Origin of the sequence: Mediterraneibacter butyricigenes, assembly GCF_003574295.1 — a bacterium.
GTDB lineage: Bacteria > Bacillota > Clostridia > Lachnospirales > Lachnospiraceae > Mediterraneibacter_A > Mediterraneibacter_A butyricigenes.
Window position 1 is genome coordinate 41765 of record NZ_BHGK01000004.1, and the last position, 20440, is coordinate 62204.

A 20440-nucleotide genomic window follows, 5' to 3' on the forward strand; every position below is an offset into this window, starting at 1 on the left:
TTCTTGAGTATACACTAATTCGCCCCGGTTTAAAAGGCTTGTTTTGGAAACTGCTCCTTTGCACAGACTGATTTTTCTTCTGTTTTCAGACTGTTTCTCAGTCTGCCTTCTGTACGGCTTCTTTCATGGATCTGACATAGTCATACAGATCCGGTGCTGCCTGATCTTTCTTTGCCGCAATGATCTTCACGATCGCACTTCCCACGATGGCACCGTCAGATGCTTTTGCCATTTCTTCTGCCTGAGCAGGAGTACTGATTCCAAATCCCACCGCTGCCGGCACGTCGCTGACCTGACGGATTGCTTCCACGATTCCCGGAATATCGGTGGTGATCTCACTTCTCACTCCGGTTACACCCATGGAAGATACGATGTAAATAAATCCTTTTGCCTCCGAAGCGATCATCTGGATCCTCTGTTTCGAAGTCGGAGCGATCATGGAAATGATATCCACCCCATACTGATCCGCCACATCCGTCACCTCATGTTTCTCTTCATAAGGCAGATCCGGAATGATCAGTCCGTCTACCTGATACTCTTTGCATTTTTTAAAAAATGCTTCATATCCATAATGAAAGACCGGATTCAGATAGGTCAGAAAGACCAGCGGAATCTGAGAAGTTTTCCGTACTTCTTTTACGATCTCAAAAATCTTATCCGTAGTGGTTCCCGCCTTAAGTGCCCGGATATTTGCATCCTGAATCACCACGCCTTCCGCCGTAGGATCTGAAAAAGGAATTCCGATCTCAATCAGATCCGCTCCGGCTTTCTCCATCGTCAGAATATATTCCACCGTTTTTTCCGGTGCCGGATCTCCCCCTGTCAAAAATGCGATAAATGCTTTTCCATCTTTAAATGCGTTTGCGATTTTACTCATAAATTTCTACCCCCCTGTATCTTGCGATCGCTGCCACGTCTTTGTCTCCACGTCCTGAAAGGCATACGATAATGCTGTCATCTTTTGACATAGATCCTGCGATTTTCTTTACCTGTGCCACAGCATGCGCGCTCTCGATCGCACAGATGATGCCTTCTGTCTTTGCCAGATATTCAAATGCATCCACTGCTTCATCATCCGTGATCGGTACATACTGTGCCCGTCCGGAATCTCTCAGATAAGCGTGTTCCGGTCCGATTCCCGGATAATCCAGTCCGGCAGAAATTGAATAAACCGGAGCGATCTGTCCATATTCATCCTGACAGAAATAAGACTTCATTCCATGGAAGATTCCAAGGGGTCCTTTCGCCATGGTAGCTGCGTGCTTATCTGTATCGATTCCCTTTCCTGCCGCTTCACACCCGATCAAAACCACATCCTTGTCTTCTATAAAATTATAAAACATTCCCATTGCATTACTTCCGCCGCCTACACAGGCCAGAACTGCCTTGGGAAGTTTTCCCTCAATCTTTAAAATCTGTTCTCTCGCTTCTTTACTGATCACACTCTGAAAATCACGCACGATCATCGGGAACGGGTGCGGACCCATAACAGATCCCAGTACATAATGGGTATCTGATACACGGTTTGTCCACTCTCTCATTGTCTCATTTACCGCATCTTTCAACGTCTGGGTTCCACTGGTCACCGCATGAACCTTTGCCCCGAGAAGCTCCATTCTGTATACATTCAGCGCCTGTCTGTCCGTATCTTCTTTTCCCATGAAGATCTCACATTCCATTCCAAGCAACGCAGCGGCCGTTGCCGTTGCCACTCCGTGTTGTCCTGCTCCCGTTTCCGCAATTACACGGGTCTTTCCCATACGTTTTGCAAGAAGTACCTGTCCCAGTACGTTATTGATCTTGTGGGAACCGGTATGATTCAGGTCTTCCCGTTTCAGATAGATCTTTGCTCCGCCCAGGTCTTTTGTCATTTTCTCTGCATAATACAAAAGAGAGGGTCTGCCTGCGTATTCATTTAACAACGTCTGAAGCTCTGCCTGAAATTCAGGATCCTTCTTATAAAATTCATAAGCTTCTTCCAGACGGATCAGTTCATTCATTAATGTCTCTGAAATATACTGTCCGCCGAAGTCGCCGTAGCGTCCTTTTGTGTTCTCCTTCATTTTCTTATCCTCCTGATTAATTCTTCTATCTTTTTCTCATCTTTCTTCCCGTTGGTCTCAAGCCCGCTACTCAAATCAATTCCATAAGGCCGGACATTCTCTGCCGCACCCCGTGCGTTTTCCGGAGTCAGACCGCCCGCCAGAAAGAAAGGTTTTTCAAAGCCTTTGATTTTCCTGTGGTCGAACAGTTCTCCCGTTCCGCCTTTTCCGCTGTCTAAGAGCAGATAATCTGCCCCGGAATGATTGAATCGGAACGGATCTTTCTCTTCCGTCATAGAAACCGCCCGGATGATCGGAAGATGTGTTTTCTCTTTCAGAATTTCTATGGTTTCTTCCGACTCCTGTCCGTGAAGCTGGATCAGGTCCAGGATCTTCGAAGCTTCTGTCATCTCCCTCAGATCTGCATTCACAAAAACTCCGACTTTTTTAATCTCCGGCGAAAGCTGCTCTGCCAGTTCTCTCGCTCTTTCAAATGAAATATAACGTTTACTTTTCGGAAAGAACATAAATCCTATATAATCCGGCTTCCACCGATTCACACAGGCTATTTCCCGTTCCTCAGTCAGTCCGCAGATCTTAATCTTGCAATCCATTTTTCTGTCCCTTCAATCAATCTCTTTCAATTTATCCAGCATTTTCTTTTTATCCGGGCTGCGCATCAGTGTTTCTCCGATCAGTACGCCATTGGTATGATTCTCCTGTAAGGCCCGGATGTCTTCCGCTGTTTTGATTCCACTCTCCGATACATACAGAACATCCTGCGGAACCATTTTTCTAAGCCGGATACTGTTCTTAATGTCCACCTGAAATGTCTTCAGATCCCGGTTATTGACACCGATCACTCTGGCGCCTGTCGAGAGTGCCATTCGGATTTCTTCTTCCGTATGGGCCTCCACCAGTGCAGAAAGTCCCAGTTCCCAGGCCAGATCCTGATAGGCTTTCAACTGTTCTTGTTCCAGAATGGAACAGATCAGCAGAACGGCAGATGCCCCCAGTATCTTCGCCTCATAGATCATATACTCATCCACCGTAAAATCTTTTCGAAGCACCGGAATTTTCACTTCTTTGGTGATTTCCTGAATAAATACATTTTCTCCCTGAAAATAAAAGGGTTCTGTCAGAACGGAAAGTGCATCGGCTCCTGCCGCTTCATACTCCTTTGCAATCTGAAGATAGGGAAACTCTTCTGCGATCACTCCTTTTGAAGGCGAAGCCTTCTTTACCTCACAGATAAAAGAGACTCCTGACTTTTCCAATGCCTGTTCGAACGGAAATCCTGTCTCCGATCTCAATGCTTCCGCCTGTTTTCTCACTGCTTCCAACGGCAGCTTCTTTTTCTGTTCCGCAATCCGTATTCTGGTTTTTCCGGCAATCTCATCTAAAATTGTCATCACATTTCCTCCGCTGTTTTATCTATCTGCTTCAGGCATTTATACTTCATTGGAGCGGCGGATAAAGTCTTCTAATTTTTCATAAGCTTTTTTACTGTCGATCAGTTCTTTGGCGAGTTCAACTCCTTCTTTCAGGGTTTCTGCCTTTTTCGCTACATACAGGCCTGCCCCCGCATTTAAGAGCACAGCGTTACGTTTTGCCCCCTGTTCACTGCCATCCAGAATCTGTCTTGTAATCTTCGCGTTTTCCTTCGGAGTACCGCCTTCCAGATCCGCCTTTGTACAACGCTCGAATCCAAAATCCTCCGGGCAGATCTCATAGGAAGAAAACTGACCATCTCTGACTTCGCATACACTGGTCGGTGCACCCATAGAAATTTCATCCAGTCCATCCTGACCATAAACCACCATGGCATTTTTTACACCCAGATTTGCCAGAACTCTCGCAAGCGGCTCCACCAGTGCTTCCTCATAAACACCCATAACCTGCATATTTGCACCTGCCGGATTTGCCAGAGGTCCAAGGATATTAAAAATCGTCCGGATCCCCAGTTCTTTTCGAACCGGTGCTACATAACGCATTGCCACATGGTAGTTCTGTGCAAATAAGAAGCAGATTCCGATTTCCTTTAAAAGTGCCGCGCTCTTTTCCGGAGATACCGTAATATTCACACCCAGAGCTTCCAGCACATCTGCCGCACCTGATTTGCTGGATGCAGCACGGTTTCCGTGTTTTGCAACCGGAACACCACCTGCAGCGATTACAAGAGAGGATGTCGTAGAAATGTTAAAAGAGTTCGCTCCGTCTCCACCAGTTCCTACGATTTCCAGCACATCCATATCGTGCAGCAGTTTCACACAATGTTTTCTCATACCTGCCGCTGATCCTGTGATTTCATCAATGGTTTCCCCTTTCATACTCAGTGCGGTCAGATAAGAACTCATCTGGACTCCGGTTGCCTCTCCGCCCATGATCTCATTCATAACCTGCTCTGTTTCTTCAAATGTAAGATTTTCTTTTTTTGCCAACTTCATAATTGCTTCTTTGATCATTTCATTTCCGCCTTTCTGATTCTATTACTTTACTTTATTTCTCTATCTGCCTAAAAAAATTCTCCAGCATCTTTTTTCCTTCCGGTGTCAGAATGGATTCCGGATGGAACTGTAAGCCATAGACCGGATTCGTTCTGTGTTCCACCGCCATAATCTCCCCATCTACTGTCCTGGCTGTCACTTTCAGTTCTTCCGGCAATGTTTCTTCTTTCGCCGCGAGCGAATGATAGCGTCCGATCTGAATCGGCTGGTCAATTCCCTGAAACAGTTTATTATCTTCCTCCACCACAAGCTCGGAAGTTTTTCCGTGCATAAGTTTTTTTGCATAAGTGATCTCACCGCCATATGCTGCACAAATGGACTGATGTCCCAGACACACACCCAGAATCGGAATTTCTGCACCCAGTTCCTTCACCACCGGAATACAGATCCCCGCATCTTCCGGCCTTCCCGGTCCCGGTGACAACACGATCGCATCCGGCTTTAACTTGCGGATCTCCTCGATTGTTTTCTCATCATTTCTGATTACCTTCAGATCCGGTCTGATCTCTCCGATCACTTGATACAGGTTGTAGGAAAAGCTGTCGTAATTATCAATCAGTAAAATCATAATGCTTCCCCCTTTCCTGAAATCTGCAAAGCATCTGTCACTGCTTTTGCCTTGTTGATGCATTCCTGGAATTCATTTTCCGGAATACTGTCTGCCACAATACCTGCACCGGAGCAGACAAATACTTTTCCGTTCTTCGCGTATGCCATCCGAATGGCGATACAGGTGTCCAGATTACCGGTGAAATCCAGATATCCGATGGCCCCACCATAGATTCCACGTTTCAGATCCTCTAACTCATTGATGATCTGACATGCCTTGATCTTCGGTGCTCCTGATAAAGTTCCTGCCGGCAGGATCGCATCCACGGTATCTACCGCATCCTTCCCTTCCCGAATTTTCCCGTGTACCGTAGATCCGATATGCATCACATGGGAAAATTTCTGAATTTCCATATATTTTTCCACTTCGACGGTTCCGATCTCACTGATCTTTCCGATATCATTTCTTCCAAGATCTACCAGCATATTGTGTTCTGCCAGTTCCTTTTCATCCTTCAGAAGTTCTTCCTCCAGTTTCTGATCCTCTTCTTCTGTCGCACCTCTTTTTCTGGTTCCGGCCAGAGGAAATGTATATAGAGTTCCGTTTTCCAGTTTTGCCAGTGTTTCCGGTGACGCCCCGGCAATCTCAATATCATCACTGGAAAAATAAAACATATAAGGGGAAGGATTTGTCGTCCGAAGCACCCGATAGGTATTTAAAATACTTCCTTCCATCTCCGCTTCCATCCGATTCGCCAGAACCACCTGGAAAATGTCTCCTTCATAGATCCGTTCTTTCGCCGTTTCCACCATCCGGCAATATTCTTCCCGGGAGAAATGTGGCGTAAACCCGCTCTTCAGTTTTAAAGGAACAATCTCTGCTTTTTTCCCATTCTGGATCAGGGTTCTCATTTTCTCCAGTTCTGCCACGGAATCCTGATAAGACTTCTCCAGATCCCCCTGAAGTTTTATATTGTGGATCAGAATGATTTTCTGTCGAAAATGATCAATGGCAATAACTTTATCAAACAACATCAGGTCCATATCCTGAAAATGATTTTCGTCTTTTGCATCTAATCGAAGGACCGGTTCCGCATATTTAATATAGTCATACGAAAAATATCCCACTAATCCTCCGGTAAAACTAGGAAATTCATCTAAGTTCGGACTTTTATAATCCTTCATGATTTTTTTCAGTACTTCTCCCGGATGCGCCGTCTCAAAACATTCTTCTCTATCTGCATCTTTTATTTTCATCTGATGATTACGACAGGTAATTTCCATCGTCGGATCAAATCCTAGGAAGCTATATCTTCCCCATCTTTTAGAATCCTCTACACTTTCTAACATGTAACAGTGATTGCTGACTGCTTTCAGGATCAACAGCAGTTCAATCGGTGTATACAGATCCGAATAAACTTCCGTACAGACCGGTACAATCCTGTATTCCGGATTCTCTGCAAATTTACATACCGTTTCATAGGTTGGATAATACTTCATCATTCTCTCCTTTCCCTGATGTGTTCTTCCATCTATGCTTCTCCCAAATAATTCTCAGCGAAGAGTTTTCATTATATGGCACATAGTGCCATATAATGAAAAAAGTCCCTGACATTATCCAAAGATAATGTCAAGGACGGATTGATCAAACAATTCGCGGTGCCACCTTGATTCGTAAACGGTAAACAGTTCACGCACTTTGCAAGATACTAACATATCTCCGGCAACTTACGTATGCCCTCACGTCGTGCTATACTCGGAAGTCTCTCTAATCAGAACTTCCTTTCCCTCACGCCCTCGGCGGTCCATTTAATAAACTGCGTTTTATCCGGTTCTCAGCCTCCCGGACTCTCTGTGAATGCACATTTATTATTATCTCCGCTTCATCGGTTTAGTCTGATAAATTATTTGTTTATTATTATAGTCAGCAGTCCCGGAACTGTCAACCCTAAAATTTTAATCCATTTTCAACTCCTGCCATTCCTTTTCACGGAATCCCACATACACCTTATCTTCCGTAATCATTAATGGTCTTTTCACAAGCATACCGTCTGTCGCCAGCAAATCATACTGTTCATCCTCGCTCATCGTATCCAGCTTGTCTTTCAACTCCATCTGCCGGTAAATCATCCCACTGGTATTAAAGAACCGTTTTAACGGAAGTCCGCTCTTTTCATGCCATGCTTTCAGTTCTTCTGCATTGGGATTGTTTTCTTTGATGTCTCTGAGTTCAAAGGAAACTCCCTGATCTTTTAACCATTTCTCTGCTTTTTTACATGTGGAACATTTTGGATAACATACAAATAACATCTTCCTCGTCTCCTTATCATATAGTCATAAAACATTTTGTTGCATCATCCGTACTTTTCCGGATAATAAAACTCGTATAAAACGCTACCTGGCATCTCTCGGAATTAAAATTATATGTAATTGCCTGGATCATACATAATCTTAACGCTTCATATACCGTATAACAAGAAAAGTCCGAGAACCATAAATTCTCAGACTTTCTTTTCAAACTGCGGATGGTGGGACTTGAACCCACACGAGGTCACCCCCGCAAGATTTTGAGTCTTGTGCGTCTGCCATTCCGCCACATCCGCTCAGCAGTTTCGGTAAATACCGAACATTGATATTATACCCAATCCCTTCTATTCTGTCAAGATAATTTTATGACAGTATAGGCAACCTTTTAAAATAAAAAAGAGGACGCATATCGTTTCGTATACATCCTCCTGGATATGGGGCATATATTATTTCAGATTAGTATCTGGAAATATCAGAATAAAGCATTTTTAATCTGTCGTTATACCAGTTTGCAAAACGGGTACTCCATGTAAGGGTTTTCTCACTCTTCTCATATTTTTCCATAAAACGTACAACGTCGCGTCCTCTGAACATATCTGCTGTTGCTACTCTGCTACTCATAACAATCTCTCCTTTTTCTTCAAAACTCTCTTATAATTTTCTCTTTTTTTTTACGTGGCTTATTATAGACTTGAATTCTTATTATTTCCAATATATAATAATATATATATTTATATCTTTTTAGTTATATATGATTTTGAAAGGAGGATTTATGGAACTTTCATGGTTAAAACAATTCCAAACCGCCGCTACTTTGAATCACATTACAAGAGCCGCGGAACAACTGTATATTTCGCAGCCCGCCTTAAGTAAAACCATTCATCTGCTGGAGGAAGAATTCAAAGTACCGCTCTTTGACCGTTCCGGAAAGCGGGTTCAACTCAACGAAAATGGAAAGATCCTGCTGAAGTATACCAATCGGATCTTTCAGGATCTGGAAAATGCACATATGGAAATTGATAAATTAAATCAACAGGAGAAAAATACGATCGTTCTTTCTACCCTGGCAGCCTCTTATCTGCTTCCTGATATTTTGATAAAATTTCGCGAGAAGTATCCTGATATCATCTTTTCCCTGCGTCAGTCTACTTCCGCCGCAAAGGAATCAGACTATGACCTCCAGATTTTTTCATCCGGAGAATTTTTATATGATTCCAATATCAAATGTATCTTAAAAGAAGAAATTCTTCTTGCAATCCCGAAGGACCATCCGCTGGCATCCCGGGGGCAGATTTCTCTGTTTGAACTGGAGGATACTCCATTTATCGGTCTGCAAAAGGGACTGGGGCTCTCCACCATCATCGACCACTACTGCAATGCTGTTGGATTTTCTCCGAATTTTGTAATGGAAACAGATAATCCGTCTACCCTGCGTAAATTTATCCATCTTGGATTCGGCGTGGCGTTTCTTCCATCTGTCACCTGGAACCTGCAAACCGACGATATCCGTCAGATTAAGATTTCTGACTTTGCTTCTTATCGTTATCTGTTTTTAAAATGGAAAAAGGACAGCCACTTAAGTAAGGCCAGCGAACAATTCCGCGACTTTATGATCGATTACTTTAAAAAATATCAGAGAGGCCACTCTTAACTATCAAAGAAACCACTCTTTAACGAAAAAGGCTGCCGTTTCATAGGGATTCAACATCCATTTATGAAACGGCAGTCTTAATTTTTTTCCAATAATTCAGGCAAACATCCTGAATCTGTCATTCAAATGTTTACTCCGGAAGCAATGCGTTTTCTACTGCTTCATAATCATCATCCGGCACATAGTAAACTCCGTCATCATCCGGTACTACATGGATCGTTACCGTAACCGGATCTCCGTATTCCATATTGGAAAGCTTCGGAGAGATAATATCGTACATTGCCTGATATACCATCTCATTGATTTCTTCGTCAGACGGAACTTCTGTCATATTGGCTGCAATCTCTTCCAGCTTTGCGTTCAATTCATCATCCAGTCCTTCAAAAATCAGGAACGGCTTTACGGTTACATCTACAGTAAATCCATCTTCTCCGTCTTCTTTTGCATTGTCCAGAGTATAATCTGCATTCTTATACAGATCAATAAACATCTGTCTGTATTTATCCTGCAGTTCCTGGGATACGCCGGAGTTCTCGATATCACTTGCTTCCATGGTCAGGTCGATACCGTTGTCATACATCTCCTGTGCTTCTTCTTTCGTACTGTCTGTCTGTGACAGATACTCATCGAATTCACCCTTGTAACTTGCATCCAGACAAGCCTGCGCGTAAGACTTCGCATCGTCAGCCGTCATCTTGGAACCGCAGCCACCAAGTAATGTTGCGAAAGCAAGTGTAAGAGCAAGAATTCCCGCAATTTTTTTCTTCATTTGTTTTCCTCCCTCATGGTTTTCTTATAGAATTACTACTTGTATTATCTCATAATTCTGTCTAAAAAGAAACCTTATTTCAACAATTTCTTTCCGATTTCAAAGCAGTCAAAAGTCGCGAAATAGTCATTTGGTGTCTCAGCACGGCGAATCAGTTGTGTACTTCCGTCCTCTTTCAGAAGTACCTCTGCGGAACGAAGTTTTCCGTTGTAGTTATATCCCATGGAAAATCCATGCGCACCGGCATCATGGATCACCAGCAGATCCCCGATGTCGATCTTCGGAAGCATACGGTCAATGGCAAACTTATCGTTATTTTCGCACAGAGATCCGGTAATGTCGTATTTATGATCACATGGCTGGTCTTCTTTTCCCATCACCGTAATGTGATGATAGGCTCCATAGATTGCAGGACGCATCAGATTTGCTGCGCAGGCATCTACACCGATATATTCTTTATGAGTATGTTTTTCATGAATAGCACGAGTTACCAGAAGTCCGTATGGACCAAGCATATATCTTCCCAGCTCTGTATAGATTGCCACATCTCCCATTCCGGCTGGAACCAGAACTTCTTCATAAACCTTACGAACACCTTCTCCGATTGCGAAAATATCATTTGGCTCTTGATCCGGTGTATACGGAATTCCGATTCCTCCGGACAGATTGATAAATTTGATATGCGCTCCGGTCTCTTCTTTTAATTTTACAGCTTCCTCAAAGAGTACCTTTGCCAGCATCGGATAATAATCATTGGTTACGGTATTACTTGCAAGGAATGCATGGATTCCGAATTCTTTTGCTCCTTTTGCTTTCAGTGTCTTAAAGGCTTCTGTCATCTGCTCAGTGGTCATTCCGTACTTTGCATCTCCCGGATTGTCCATAATGTCATTACTGATCTTAAACAGTCCACCCGGATTGTAACGGCAGCTGATGGTCTCCGGAATATGACCGATCGCACGTTCCAGGAACTCAATATGGGTAATATCATCCAGGTTGATGATCGCACCTAATTTGTCTGCGAGTACAAAATCTTCTGCCGGTGTATCGTTGGAAGAGAACATAATATCTCCTGCCTCAGCTCCCACTGCGTCAGAAAGCATAAGCTCTGTATAAGAGGAACAGTCATATCCGCATCCGTATTCTCTTAAAATTTGGATCAGAAACGGATTTGGAGTTGCCTTTACCGCAAAATACTCTTTATATCCCGGATTCCAGGAAAAGGCTTCTTTTAAGGCCTTCACATTTTTGCGAATTCCCTTTTCATCATACAGATGGAACGGAGTCGGATATTTCTTTACAATTTCATCAAGTTGTTCTTTTGTTACAAATGGTACTTTTTTCATGCTGCGTATGTTCTCCTTCCTTGATCCCTTCGGCTTAATCTACCGTCGCGATCCTCATCATGTTGCTTACCCCTCCACGAGGTGATTCAATATTAAGTGACGGCAATCCGGCAGTCAGGACTACAATGTCCCCGGATTCTACCATCTGTTTTGCCTGTGCCAGTTCAATGGCACCGCTGCAAATTGCTTCTGTACTGGATACTTCAAATGATTTCATCGGAATCACACCCCAGTAAATTGACATTCTGCGGTAGGTTCTCTCATTTGGCGTAACTCCAAGGATCTTCTGCTGTGGCTTTAGATTAGATACCACGCGTGCGGTTGCTCCGGATACCGTTGGTGTAATAATACATTTTGCATTCAGATTCGCTGCCGCCAATACGGAGGAATAGCCGATTGCACCGGAAATTCCTGCTCTCAGATGATCCCCTGATTTCTGCAGGATCAGTTCATAATCCAGATGCTGTTCTGTTGTCTCTACGATATGAGCCATCATCTGGAGAGCTTCCACCGGATATTTACCCTGAGCCGTTTCTCCAGAAAGCATCACTGCATCCGTTCCATCGTAAACCGCATTTGCCACATCCGTAACCTCTGCTCTGGTCGGACGCGGGTTGCGGATCATAGAATCCAACATTTGCGTCGCTGTAATGACTGTTTTGAAATTATCTTTACATTTTTGGATCATAACTTTCTGGAGATATGGAACCTCTTCTGCCAGGATTTCTACTCCCAAATCACCTCTGGCTACCATAATTCCGTCTGCGGCCCGGATAATTTCATCCAGATTCTGGATTCCTTCCCGGTTTTCAATTTTAGCAATGATCGGAATATACGGAGCATCCAACGATTTTAAAAATGCACGGATCTCCAGAATACATTCTGCATTTCTTACAAAAGATGCCGCGATAAAATCAATGTCCTGCTCCACTCCAAAACGGATATCTGCTTTATCTTTCTCTGTGATGGCAGGAAGACGGATCGGTACATTCGGTACATTAATTCCCTTTCGTTCTCCCAGTTCTCCACCGTTTACCACAGAACAGACAATCTCTGTCTCATTTGTTTTTTCTACTTTCAGTTCAATCAATCCGTCATCGATCAGGATCACGGAACCTTCCTTTACATCTTGCGGAAGGCCATTATAGGTAATGGACACTTTTTCTGCGTCTCCAATGATTTCTTCTGTGGTCAGTGTAAATTCCTGTCCCTCAGTCAGAACAACCTTTTTATGGTCTTTTAAGATACCGGTACGGATCTCAGGTCCCTTGGTGTCTAAGAGGATTGCAATTGGTTTCTTTGCCTCTTCCCGAAGCTCTTTCAACAGATCCATCCGGCCTTTCTGCTCCTCATGACTGCCGTGAGAAAAATTAAATCTCGCCACATTCATTCCATTTTCTATCAGCGCTTTCATAATATTTCTGTCATTTGTATTGGGTCCCATCGTACAGATGATTTTCGTTTTTTTCATATTGAGTAACTCCCTTCCTTATTTAATATGGACATGTGTAAACAGATGATCCTGACAATACTCATAATTCCCATTACATTTGGAACAATACCGAAATTCTAAAGAAGGATCATCCAATTCTGTTCTGGAGCAGACTGCACATTTGTGCTTCGCTCCGTTTGCATAATGATTGGTCGGTCGCATTTTCTGTTTATATTTCGCCTTACGAACCCGCTCTTTCGGAGAATAAGGCTTCAGATTTTTGGTTGAGAAATAAAACAGTACAAAGTTTAAGAGAGATGCAATGATCACAACTCTTGTGGCAAATCCACCCCGTATCATATCATACGCCAGATAAGCAACATCCAGCCATGCAAGCCATTTGACCTTCAGAGGGATCACGAAATACAGAAGCACCTCCATATCCGGATAGCTGGCCGCAAATGCCAGAAAAATAGACAGGCAAAGATAATAGCTGCTGAAATACCAGCCATAGCCGTAACCGCCTCCAAAGATAAAATACAGGATAAAAGCTCCGATCACCGTGAAAAGGATTCCCGAAAACAGGTAAAGATTATACCGAAAAGTTCCCCAGGTCCGTTCCATAGAAGTTCCGATAGAATAATAAAAGAACAGCATAATAATCACTGCCAGGACATTTCCTCCGGAAGGAATCACAATCCAGGTAATCAGTCTCCAAACCTGTCCTCTTAAGATCAGCCCCGGTTCCAAGGTCAGATAAGCCAAAAGCGCCGGAGCCGTATACATCAGCAGATACCCCAGTGCGTTGCTGCCTATAAACAATAAAGTGAGGTTCGTAATAGCATACCTTCCAAATTTGCGTTCTAATTTTGATATCCAGTCCACGTAAACGTCTCCTTTTATTCTTCTGAAAAAATTATATCCTTTATTTTATCCTCCCCTTTCCCTTTTGTCAACAAACACCATTTTCTCATCCGTTTTTTTACGCGCAACCTTTATTCTTCCTGTTTTTGAATGTTCTCTGATTTTTTAGCAAAATCCAAACTACGGTTTCACACTTTTTCGTTGTCTTTTTCGAATCTTTGTCGTATAATGTAGTCTGTTCATTTTGAACACATACATAATAATAAGAAATAACAGATACAGATTTTATGAAGAAATGATTAAAACGAGGTAAACAAATGAGTAGAAACGATACATACACACTTGGAATCGACATCGGTTCCACCACTGTAAAAATCGCAGTTCTTGATTCTGACAAAGAAGTCCTGTTTTCAGATTATGAGCGGCATTTTGCAAATATCCAGGAAACGCTCTCGGATCTGCTCGGACGTGCTGTATACAAACTCGGCCCGATCCACGCTTCCCCCGTCATTACCGGAAGCGGCGGTCTGACACTTGCCAAACATCTTGGAGTACCTTTTGTCCAGGAAGTGATCGCAGTTTCTACCGCATTACAGGATTATGCTCCCCAGACTGATGTTGCCATCGAATTAGGCGGAGAAGATGCAAAGATCATCTATTTTGAGGGCGGAAACATTGAACAGCGTATGAATGGTGTCTGCGCCGGAGGAACCGGATCTTTTATTGATCAGATGGCTTCTCTTTTACAGACAGACGCGTCAGGATTAAATGAATATGCCAAAAATTATAAGGCGCTGTACTCTATTGCAGCTCGCTGCGGAGTTTTTGCCAAATCCGATATCCAGCCACTGATCAATGAAGGTGCCACCAAAGAAGACTTGGCGGCCTCCATTTTTCAGGCAGTTGTCAACCAGACAATCAGTGGACTTGCCTGCGGAAAACCGATCCGCGGCCATGTTGCTTTCTTAGGTGGACCACTCCACTTTTTATCTGAATTGAAACAGGCTTTTATCCGCACTTTAAAGCTGGATGAAGAACATACCATCGCTCCGAATCATTCCCATCTGTTTGCAGCCATCGGTTCTGCCTTGAATTCTGAAGGGAACCTGGATATTTCTCTTCAGGAAATGCAGCAACGGCTTGCAGGAAAGATCAAGATGGAATTTGAAGTAGACCGTATGGAACCTTTATTTGCTACAGAAGAAGAATTCCAGGAGTTTAAGACCCGACATGATGCACATCAGGTACCGGTCAAAGATCTTGCTACATATAAAGGAAAAGCCTTCCTTGGAATTGATGCCGGATCCACTACCACAAAGGCCGCTCTGGTCGGTGAAGACGGAACTCTGCTTTATTCTTTCTACCATGGAAATGACGGAGATCCGCTCGGTACAACCATCTCCGCGATCAAAGATATTTACAGCAAATTACCGGAAGGTGTAGAGATCGTCCACTCCTGTTCCACCGGTTACGGTGAGGCTCTGATCAAGGCTGCTCTACTTCTGGATGAAGGGGAAGTGGAAACCGTATCTCATTATTACGCGGCATCCTTCTTTGAACCGGATGTAGACTGTATCCTGGATATTGGCGGTCAGGATATGAAATGTATTAAGATCAAGAATCAAACCGTTGACAGTGTACAGCTCAATGAGGCCTGTTCTTCCGGTTGTGGTTCGTTCATCGAAACCTTCGCGAAATCACTGAACTATACGGTAGAAGATTTTGCTCATGAGGCTTTATATGCAAAGAACCCGATTGACCTCGGAACCAGGTGCACCGTATTTATGAACTCCAAAGTAAAACAGGCCCAGAAAGAAGGAGCTTCTGTTGCAGATATCTCTGCTGGACTGGCCTATTCTGTCATTAAGAACGCCCTGTTTAAAGTAATTAAGGTTTCTGACGCTTCTGAACTCGGAAAACATATTGTTGTTCAGGGTGGAACTTTCTACAACAATGCTGTTTTACGCAGTTTTGAAAAGATTGCAAACTGTCAGGCTATCAGACCGGATATTGCCGGAATCATGGGAGCCTTCGGTGCAGCCCTGATTGCCAGAGAGCGTTATCAGGACTGTGAAGGAACAACCATGCTTCCGATCGACCAGATCGAAGCTTTAGAATATTCAACGACCATGACCAAATGTCAGGGTTGCACCAACAACTGTCGTCTGACGATCAACCATTTCAGCGGTGGTCGCAGATTTATCACCGGAAACCGCTGCGAAAGAGGTCTTGGCAAAGCAAAATCAAAGAATCAGATGCCGAATCTGTTTGACTATAAACTGCATCGGTATTTTGATTATAAACCATTGTCAAAAGAAGAGGCTGCCCGCGGAGAGATCGGCATTCCGCGTGTCCTGAATATGTATGAGAATTATCCGTTCTGGTACACCTTCTTTACGAAGCTGGGATTCTCAGTGGTACTCTCTCCTTCTTCTACCAGAAAAATATATGAACTCGGAATCGAATCCATTCCAAGTGAGTCCGAATGTTATCCGGCAAAGTTGGCACACGGACATGTGCAATGGCTGATTGATCAGGGAATTTCCCATATTTTCTATCCGTCCATTCCATACGAACGCCAGGAATTCCCGGAGGCAAATAATCATTATAACTGCCCGATCGTTACTTCCTATCCGGAAAATATTAAGAACAATATGGATCCGATTGTCAACGGCGAAGTGGATTTTATCCATCCTTTCCTTTCTCTTCAGAGCAAGGAAACCATTTCTTATCGACTGTTTGACGAACTTGGAGAAAAATTCTCCATCAGTCGAAAGGAAGTAGATGCTGCGGTATCTGCAGCCTGGGAAGAATTAGCTTCCTGCCGGGAAGATATGCGTAGAAAAGGCGAAGAGACCATTCGTTTCTTAGATGAAACCGGTAATCGCGGGATTGTTCTGGCCGGACGTCCGTATCATATTGACCCGGAGGTAAACCACGGACTTCCGGAACTGATCACTTCCTATAATATTGCAGTACTGACCGAGGACTCCGTCTCTCATCTGCATCAGGTAGAACGGCCTCTGAATGTCATGGACCAGTGGATGTATCATTCTCGGTTGTATGCGGCTGCAAACTATGTGAAAACCACGGAGAATCTGGATCTGATCCAGTTGAACTCTTTCGGTTGCGGACTGGATGCCGTTACCACAGATCAGGTAGCTGAGATTCTCACCAACTCCGACAAGATCTATACCACCTTAAAGATCGATGAAGTCAACAACCTGGGAGCTGCCCGTATCCGTGTCCGTTCTCTGTTGGCTGCGATCCGCGTACGGGAACAGAAAAAAGAAGAAAGAACCATTCGTCCTTCTTCTATCGAAAAAGTGGCCTTTACCAAAGAAATGCGGAAAGATTATACCATTCTCTGTCCGCAGATGTCACCGATCCATTTTGAACTGCTGGAGCCGGCATTCCGGGCAGCAGGCTATAAGATCCGTGTATTGCCCAACGACAATAAACAGGCTGTTGATATGGGGCTGAAATACGTAAACAATGACGCATGTTACCCATCTCTGATCGTTGTCGGTCAAATTATGGATGCCATCCTGTCCGGTGAATATGATACCGATCACCTTGCTGTGATCATCAGCCAGACCGGTGGTGGTTGTCGTGCTTCCAACTATATCGGCTTTATCCGACGGGCTTTGAAAAAGGCCGGATATGCGCATATTCCGGTTATCTCCATCAACTTAAGCGGACTGGAGGGCAATCCTGGATTCAAGATTACTCCTGCCCTTCTGCTGCGCGGACTCTATGCAGCAGTCTTCGGAGATATCTTCATGAAATGCGTCTATCGGATGCGTCCTTACGAAGCTGTCCCGGGAACAACCGATGCAGTTCACAGGAAATGGGCTGAGATCTGCAAGAAATTTGTATCAGAAGGTTATCCGTCCAGAAGACGCTTCAAAAAAATGTGTCAGGATATTATCTCTGATTTCGACCAGATTGAAACACTTGATATAAAGAAACCACGTGTCGGTGTAGTCGGAGAGATTCTGGTAAAATTCCTGCCGGCCGCCAACAATCATCTGGTAGACCTTCTGGAATCTGAAGGTGCAGAGGCAGTCGTTCCGGATCTTCTGGATTTCCTGCTCTACTGCTTCTACAACCAGAATTTCAAGGTTTCTCATCTTGGAATGAAAAAGTCCAAGGCAACCCTTGGAAATCTCGGAATTAAGGCTCTGGAATGGTTCCGTAAACCCGCCAGTGATGCTTTCAGAAAGAGTAAACACTTTGATCCGCCTGCAGTGATTGAAGATCTTGCACATATGGCATCTGAGATTGTCTCTATCGGTAATCAGACCGGTGAAGGATGGTTTCTGACCGGAGAAATGCTGGAGCTGATCCATCACGACGCACCAAATATTGTCTGCACACAGCCTTTTGCGTGTCTTCCGAATCACGTAGTCGGTAAAGGTGTGATCAAAGAGCTTAGAAGACGCTATCCAGACTCCAATATCGTAGCCATCGATTTCGATCCGGGTGCCAGTGAGGTAAACCAGTTGAATCGCATCAAGCTGATGCTTTCCACGGCAAACAAGAATTTGAAAAACGCCGACAAGTAGAAGGAATAAATTCATTCGGATGTTCCCTTATGCAATCCTTTTTCGAAAGAAGTTAAATAAGCCAAAAGCACCGCTGGCAGGATTTCATTTCCTGTCAGCGGTGCTTTTTATTTCTTGAAAAACCCCCGAACTTCATGTCAAGTTCGGGGGTTTTTCTGGTATAGGATAAGAATTAATCTTCTACTAATGCCGCTGTAATGATTGCCATGGAATAAACTTCCTCAGCGTTACATCCTCTGGAAAGGTCGTTAATCGGAGCATTCAGACCAAGAAGAATCGGTCCGTAAGCATCGAAGTTGCCAAGACGCTGTGCAATCTTATATCCAATATTTCCTGCATTGATGTCAGGGAATACGAAAACATTTACTCTACCTGCTACCGGGTCTCCCGGGCATTTTGTTCTGGCTACTCTCGGAGATACGGCTGCATCAAACTGAAGTTCTCCCGAAATCGGAAGATCCGGAAATGCTGCCTTTGCTTTTTCTGTTGCTTCTCTCATCTTATCTACGTCTTCACCTTTACCGGATCCCAGCGTAGAATAGCTTAAAAATGCAACCTTCGGGTCAATACCAAATACACGACCGCACTCTGCAGTTGCACCTGCAATCTCAACCAACTCATCTGAATTCGGTTTCAGATTGATGGCGCAGTCACCCATAGCCAGTACTTCGTTCTCACCTGTTGCAGACGGACGAACCAGAATAAAACAGGATGATACGATGGTGCTGCCCGGTTTTGTCTTAATCAGCTGTAATGCCGGACGTACAGTATCTGCTGTAGAATATGTAGCTCCTCCAAGCAGAGAATCAGCAACACCCATTTTTACCAGCATCGTTCCAAAATAATTGCCCTGTGCCAGAGTCTTTCTTGCCTGCTCCGGTGTCACACCTTTGCTCTTTCTCAGTTCGCAGAACATCTCAACCATCTCATCCATGCGGTCATAGTTCTCCGGATCGATAATCTGAGCTCCACGAATATTATAACCGAACTGCTCTGCTGCATTCAGCACTTCTTCTTCATTCCCAACCAGGATCGGTGTCAGGAAATTGGATGCCAGAAGTCTGGATGCTGCTTCCAGGATTCTTTCATCAGATCCCTCTGTAAATACAATTTTCTTTGGGCTTTTCTTCAGCTTTTTAATCATTTCGCCGAAGCCTTTCATATTGTTCATTCTATGTTCCTCCTCAACGCTATTATTCATCAAATCCATTACTACTTTATCACGTTTTTTGAAATTTTCAACCGATATTCTATTAATTAATTTTTTAACGAGTATTGTTCATTCAAAAATACAAAAAGTCCGCAAAATCCTTGATTTTACGGGCTTTTTGTACGTCTTTTAATACAATTTCATGATAAAAAATCTTTTAATTTCTATCAGTTTTCCATTCATTTTCGATCGCATTTATAAAGTATCTGCATACCGGATCAGGTCCATCGGAGTCTCAATCAGCAGATCTGCCTCAGCCTCTTCCAGCTCAGCTCTGGTTCCATATCCATACAGAACTCCTACTTTTTTGATTCCTGCATTTTTGGCACCGATCATATCATGAGAACGGTCTCCCACCATCACCGCCCGGGAAACATCTGTAATTCCTGTGCTCTCAAACACATATCGAATCACTTCTGTCTTGTCTGTCCTCGTCTCGGACATCAGACTACCACCTATAAAAGCGAAATAAGATGACAAGTGAAAATAATCCAGAATCTGTCTTGCATAAATCTCAGGCTTGGAAGTTGCAACCATCAACCGCTTTCCATTCGCCTTTAACGATGAAAGCAACTCCTCCACACCATCATATACACGATTCTCAAACATTCCTTGTCTGGTATAGTATTCCCGATAGACACGGATGGCTTCCATCGTCTGTTTTTCATCAAATCCATAATAGCCTGAAAACGCATCCTTTAGAGATGGCCCCACAAAACGGTACAACTCCTTTTTTTCATCCGATACCGGTATCTTAAAATGTTCCAGCGCATATGCCACAGAATTTACAATCCCGGTTCCTGACTCTGTCAGTGTACCGTCCAGATCAAACAAAAAGATCTCTGCCATCTAAAAACTCCTAATCTTATCTTCAGAATCATCTGTGGTCTTCAAAATCTCTTTAATCACCACATAATATCCTACATTCTCATTCACCTTCACGAACACACGGTCGCCTTCTTTATGTCCCAAAATTGCTTTCCCGATTGGAGAATCAATACTGATCCGTCCTTCCAGGGAACTTCCGCGCACTGTTGTAACCAGACGATAAGTCTCTATTTCATCGTCATCTTCGAATAATACCTTCACCGTATTATTCAGTCCCACTTCATCGGCACCGGAATGATCTTCCACAATCTGAGCGGTACGGATCATTCGCTCCAGATACCGGATCCTGCTCTCATTTTGGTTCTTA

At 43.7% G+C, this 20440-nt stretch carries 18 protein-coding genes and 1 tRNA gene; 2 read left to right on the top strand and 17 right to left on the bottom strand.

Features of this window, described 5'->3' with window-relative positions:
- Positions 1-97: 97 nt before the first annotated feature.
- From trpA to KGMB01110_RS14990, 10 genes are all read right to left on the bottom strand, one after another.
- A complete protein-coding gene (gene trpA / locus KGMB01110_RS14530; protein WP_117602296.1) occupies positions 98-877 on the bottom strand; it encodes a tryptophan synthase subunit alpha in 780 nt (259 codons plus the stop codon).
- A complete protein-coding gene (gene trpB / locus KGMB01110_RS14535) occupies positions 870-2063 on the bottom strand; it encodes a tryptophan synthase subunit beta (protein WP_119299305.1) in 1194 nt (397 codons plus the stop codon). The genes trpA and trpB overlap by 8 nt, the downstream gene beginning before the upstream one ends.
- A complete protein-coding gene (locus KGMB01110_RS14540; RefSeq protein ID WP_117602298.1) occupies positions 2060-2656 on the bottom strand; it encodes a phosphoribosylanthranilate isomerase in 597 nt (198 codons plus the stop codon). The genes trpB and KGMB01110_RS14540 overlap by 4 nt, the downstream gene beginning before the upstream one ends.
- Positions 2657-2668: 12 nt before the next feature.
- Positions 2669-3454 (bottom strand): indole-3-glycerol phosphate synthase TrpC, encoded by a 786-nt coding sequence (gene trpC, locus KGMB01110_RS14545; protein WP_119299307.1) that lies wholly within the window; start codon positions 3452-3454, stop codon positions 2669-2671.
- A gap of 39 nt (positions 3455-3493) precedes the next feature.
- The gene (gene trpD / locus KGMB01110_RS14550) at positions 3494-4507 is read right to left on the bottom strand and encodes an anthranilate phosphoribosyltransferase (RefSeq protein ID WP_119299309.1); all 1014 of its coding nucleotides are present in this window, start codon (positions 4505-4507) and stop codon (positions 3494-3496) included.
- Between the two features lie 34 nt (positions 4508-4541).
- Positions 4542-5117 carry an anthranilate synthase component II gene (locus KGMB01110_RS14555; RefSeq protein WP_119299311.1) on the bottom strand — a complete coding sequence of 192 codons (576 nt, stop codon included), beginning with the start codon at positions 5115-5117 and terminating at the stop codon, positions 4542-4544.
- Positions 5114-6598: an anthranilate synthase component I gene (gene trpE, locus KGMB01110_RS14560; protein ID WP_117888348.1), complete on the bottom strand. Its 1485-nt coding sequence runs from the start codon at positions 6596-6598 to the stop codon at positions 5114-5116. The genes KGMB01110_RS14555 and trpE overlap by 4 nt, the downstream gene beginning before the upstream one ends.
- Positions 6599-7054: 456 nt before the next feature.
- Positions 7055-7408, bottom strand: a complete 354-nt coding sequence (locus KGMB01110_RS14565) for an arsenate reductase family protein (protein WP_117602303.1) — start codon at positions 7406-7408, stop codon at positions 7055-7057.
- A gap of 210 nt (positions 7409-7618) precedes the next feature.
- Positions 7619-7701, bottom strand: a tRNA-Leu gene (locus KGMB01110_RS14570).
- 160 nt (positions 7702-7861) lie between these two features.
- Positions 7862-8026 carry a hypothetical protein gene (locus KGMB01110_RS14990; RefSeq protein ID WP_156085453.1) on the bottom strand — a complete coding sequence of 55 codons (165 nt, stop codon included), beginning with the start codon at positions 8024-8026 and terminating at the stop codon, positions 7862-7864.
- 151 nt (positions 8027-8177) lie between these two features.
- On the opposite strand from KGMB01110_RS14990, the gene KGMB01110_RS14575 reads away from it, so the two are divergent.
- Positions 8178-9056, top strand: a complete 879-nt coding sequence (locus KGMB01110_RS14575) for a LysR family transcriptional regulator (RefSeq protein ID WP_170141751.1) — start codon at positions 8178-8180, stop codon at positions 9054-9056.
- Positions 9057-9186: 130 nt separating this feature from the next.
- Here KGMB01110_RS14575 and KGMB01110_RS14580 read toward each other — a convergent pair whose 3' ends face one another.
- From KGMB01110_RS14580 to KGMB01110_RS14595, 4 genes are all read right to left on the bottom strand, one after another.
- On the bottom strand, positions 9187-9825 hold the full coding sequence (locus KGMB01110_RS14580; RefSeq protein WP_117602305.1) for a hypothetical protein: 639 nt from the start codon (positions 9823-9825) through the stop codon (positions 9187-9189).
- A gap of 74 nt (positions 9826-9899) precedes the next feature.
- Positions 9900-11171, bottom strand: coding sequence for a diaminopimelate decarboxylase (locus KGMB01110_RS14585; RefSeq protein WP_117602306.1), 1272 nt, complete (start codon positions 11169-11171; stop codon positions 9900-9902).
- A 34-nt stretch (positions 11172-11205) separates the two neighbouring features.
- Positions 11206-12642: a pyruvate kinase gene (gene pyk, locus KGMB01110_RS14590; RefSeq protein ID WP_119299315.1), complete on the bottom strand. Its 1437-nt coding sequence runs from the start codon at positions 12640-12642 to the stop codon at positions 11206-11208.
- Positions 12643-12660: 18 nt separating this feature from the next.
- Positions 12661-13488: a hypothetical protein gene (locus KGMB01110_RS14595; RefSeq protein ID WP_117602308.1), complete on the bottom strand. Its 828-nt coding sequence runs from the start codon at positions 13486-13488 to the stop codon at positions 12661-12663.
- Between the two features lie 296 nt (positions 13489-13784).
- Here KGMB01110_RS14595 and KGMB01110_RS14600 point away from each other — a divergent pair, with 296 nt between their 5' ends.
- Positions 13785-18035, top strand: a complete 4251-nt coding sequence (locus KGMB01110_RS14600; RefSeq protein WP_119299317.1) for a 2-hydroxyacyl-CoA dehydratase — start codon at positions 13785-13787, stop codon at positions 18033-18035.
- Between the two features lie 172 nt (positions 18036-18207).
- On the opposite strand, the gene pta is transcribed toward KGMB01110_RS14600, so the two are convergent.
- From pta to KGMB01110_RS14615, 3 genes are all read right to left on the bottom strand, one after another.
- Entirely contained in the window at positions 18208-19197 is a 990-nt protein-coding gene (pta, locus tag KGMB01110_RS14605; RefSeq protein ID WP_117602590.1) for a phosphate acetyltransferase, read from the bottom strand.
- 243 nt (positions 19198-19440) lie between these two features.
- Positions 19441-20094, bottom strand: a complete 654-nt coding sequence (locus tag KGMB01110_RS14610; RefSeq protein WP_119299319.1) for an HAD-IA family hydrolase — start codon at positions 20092-20094, stop codon at positions 19441-19443.
- Positions 20095-20440: GreA/GreB family elongation factor (locus KGMB01110_RS14615; RefSeq protein WP_119299323.1), on the bottom strand; the 346-nt coding region annotated here is incomplete at its 5' end.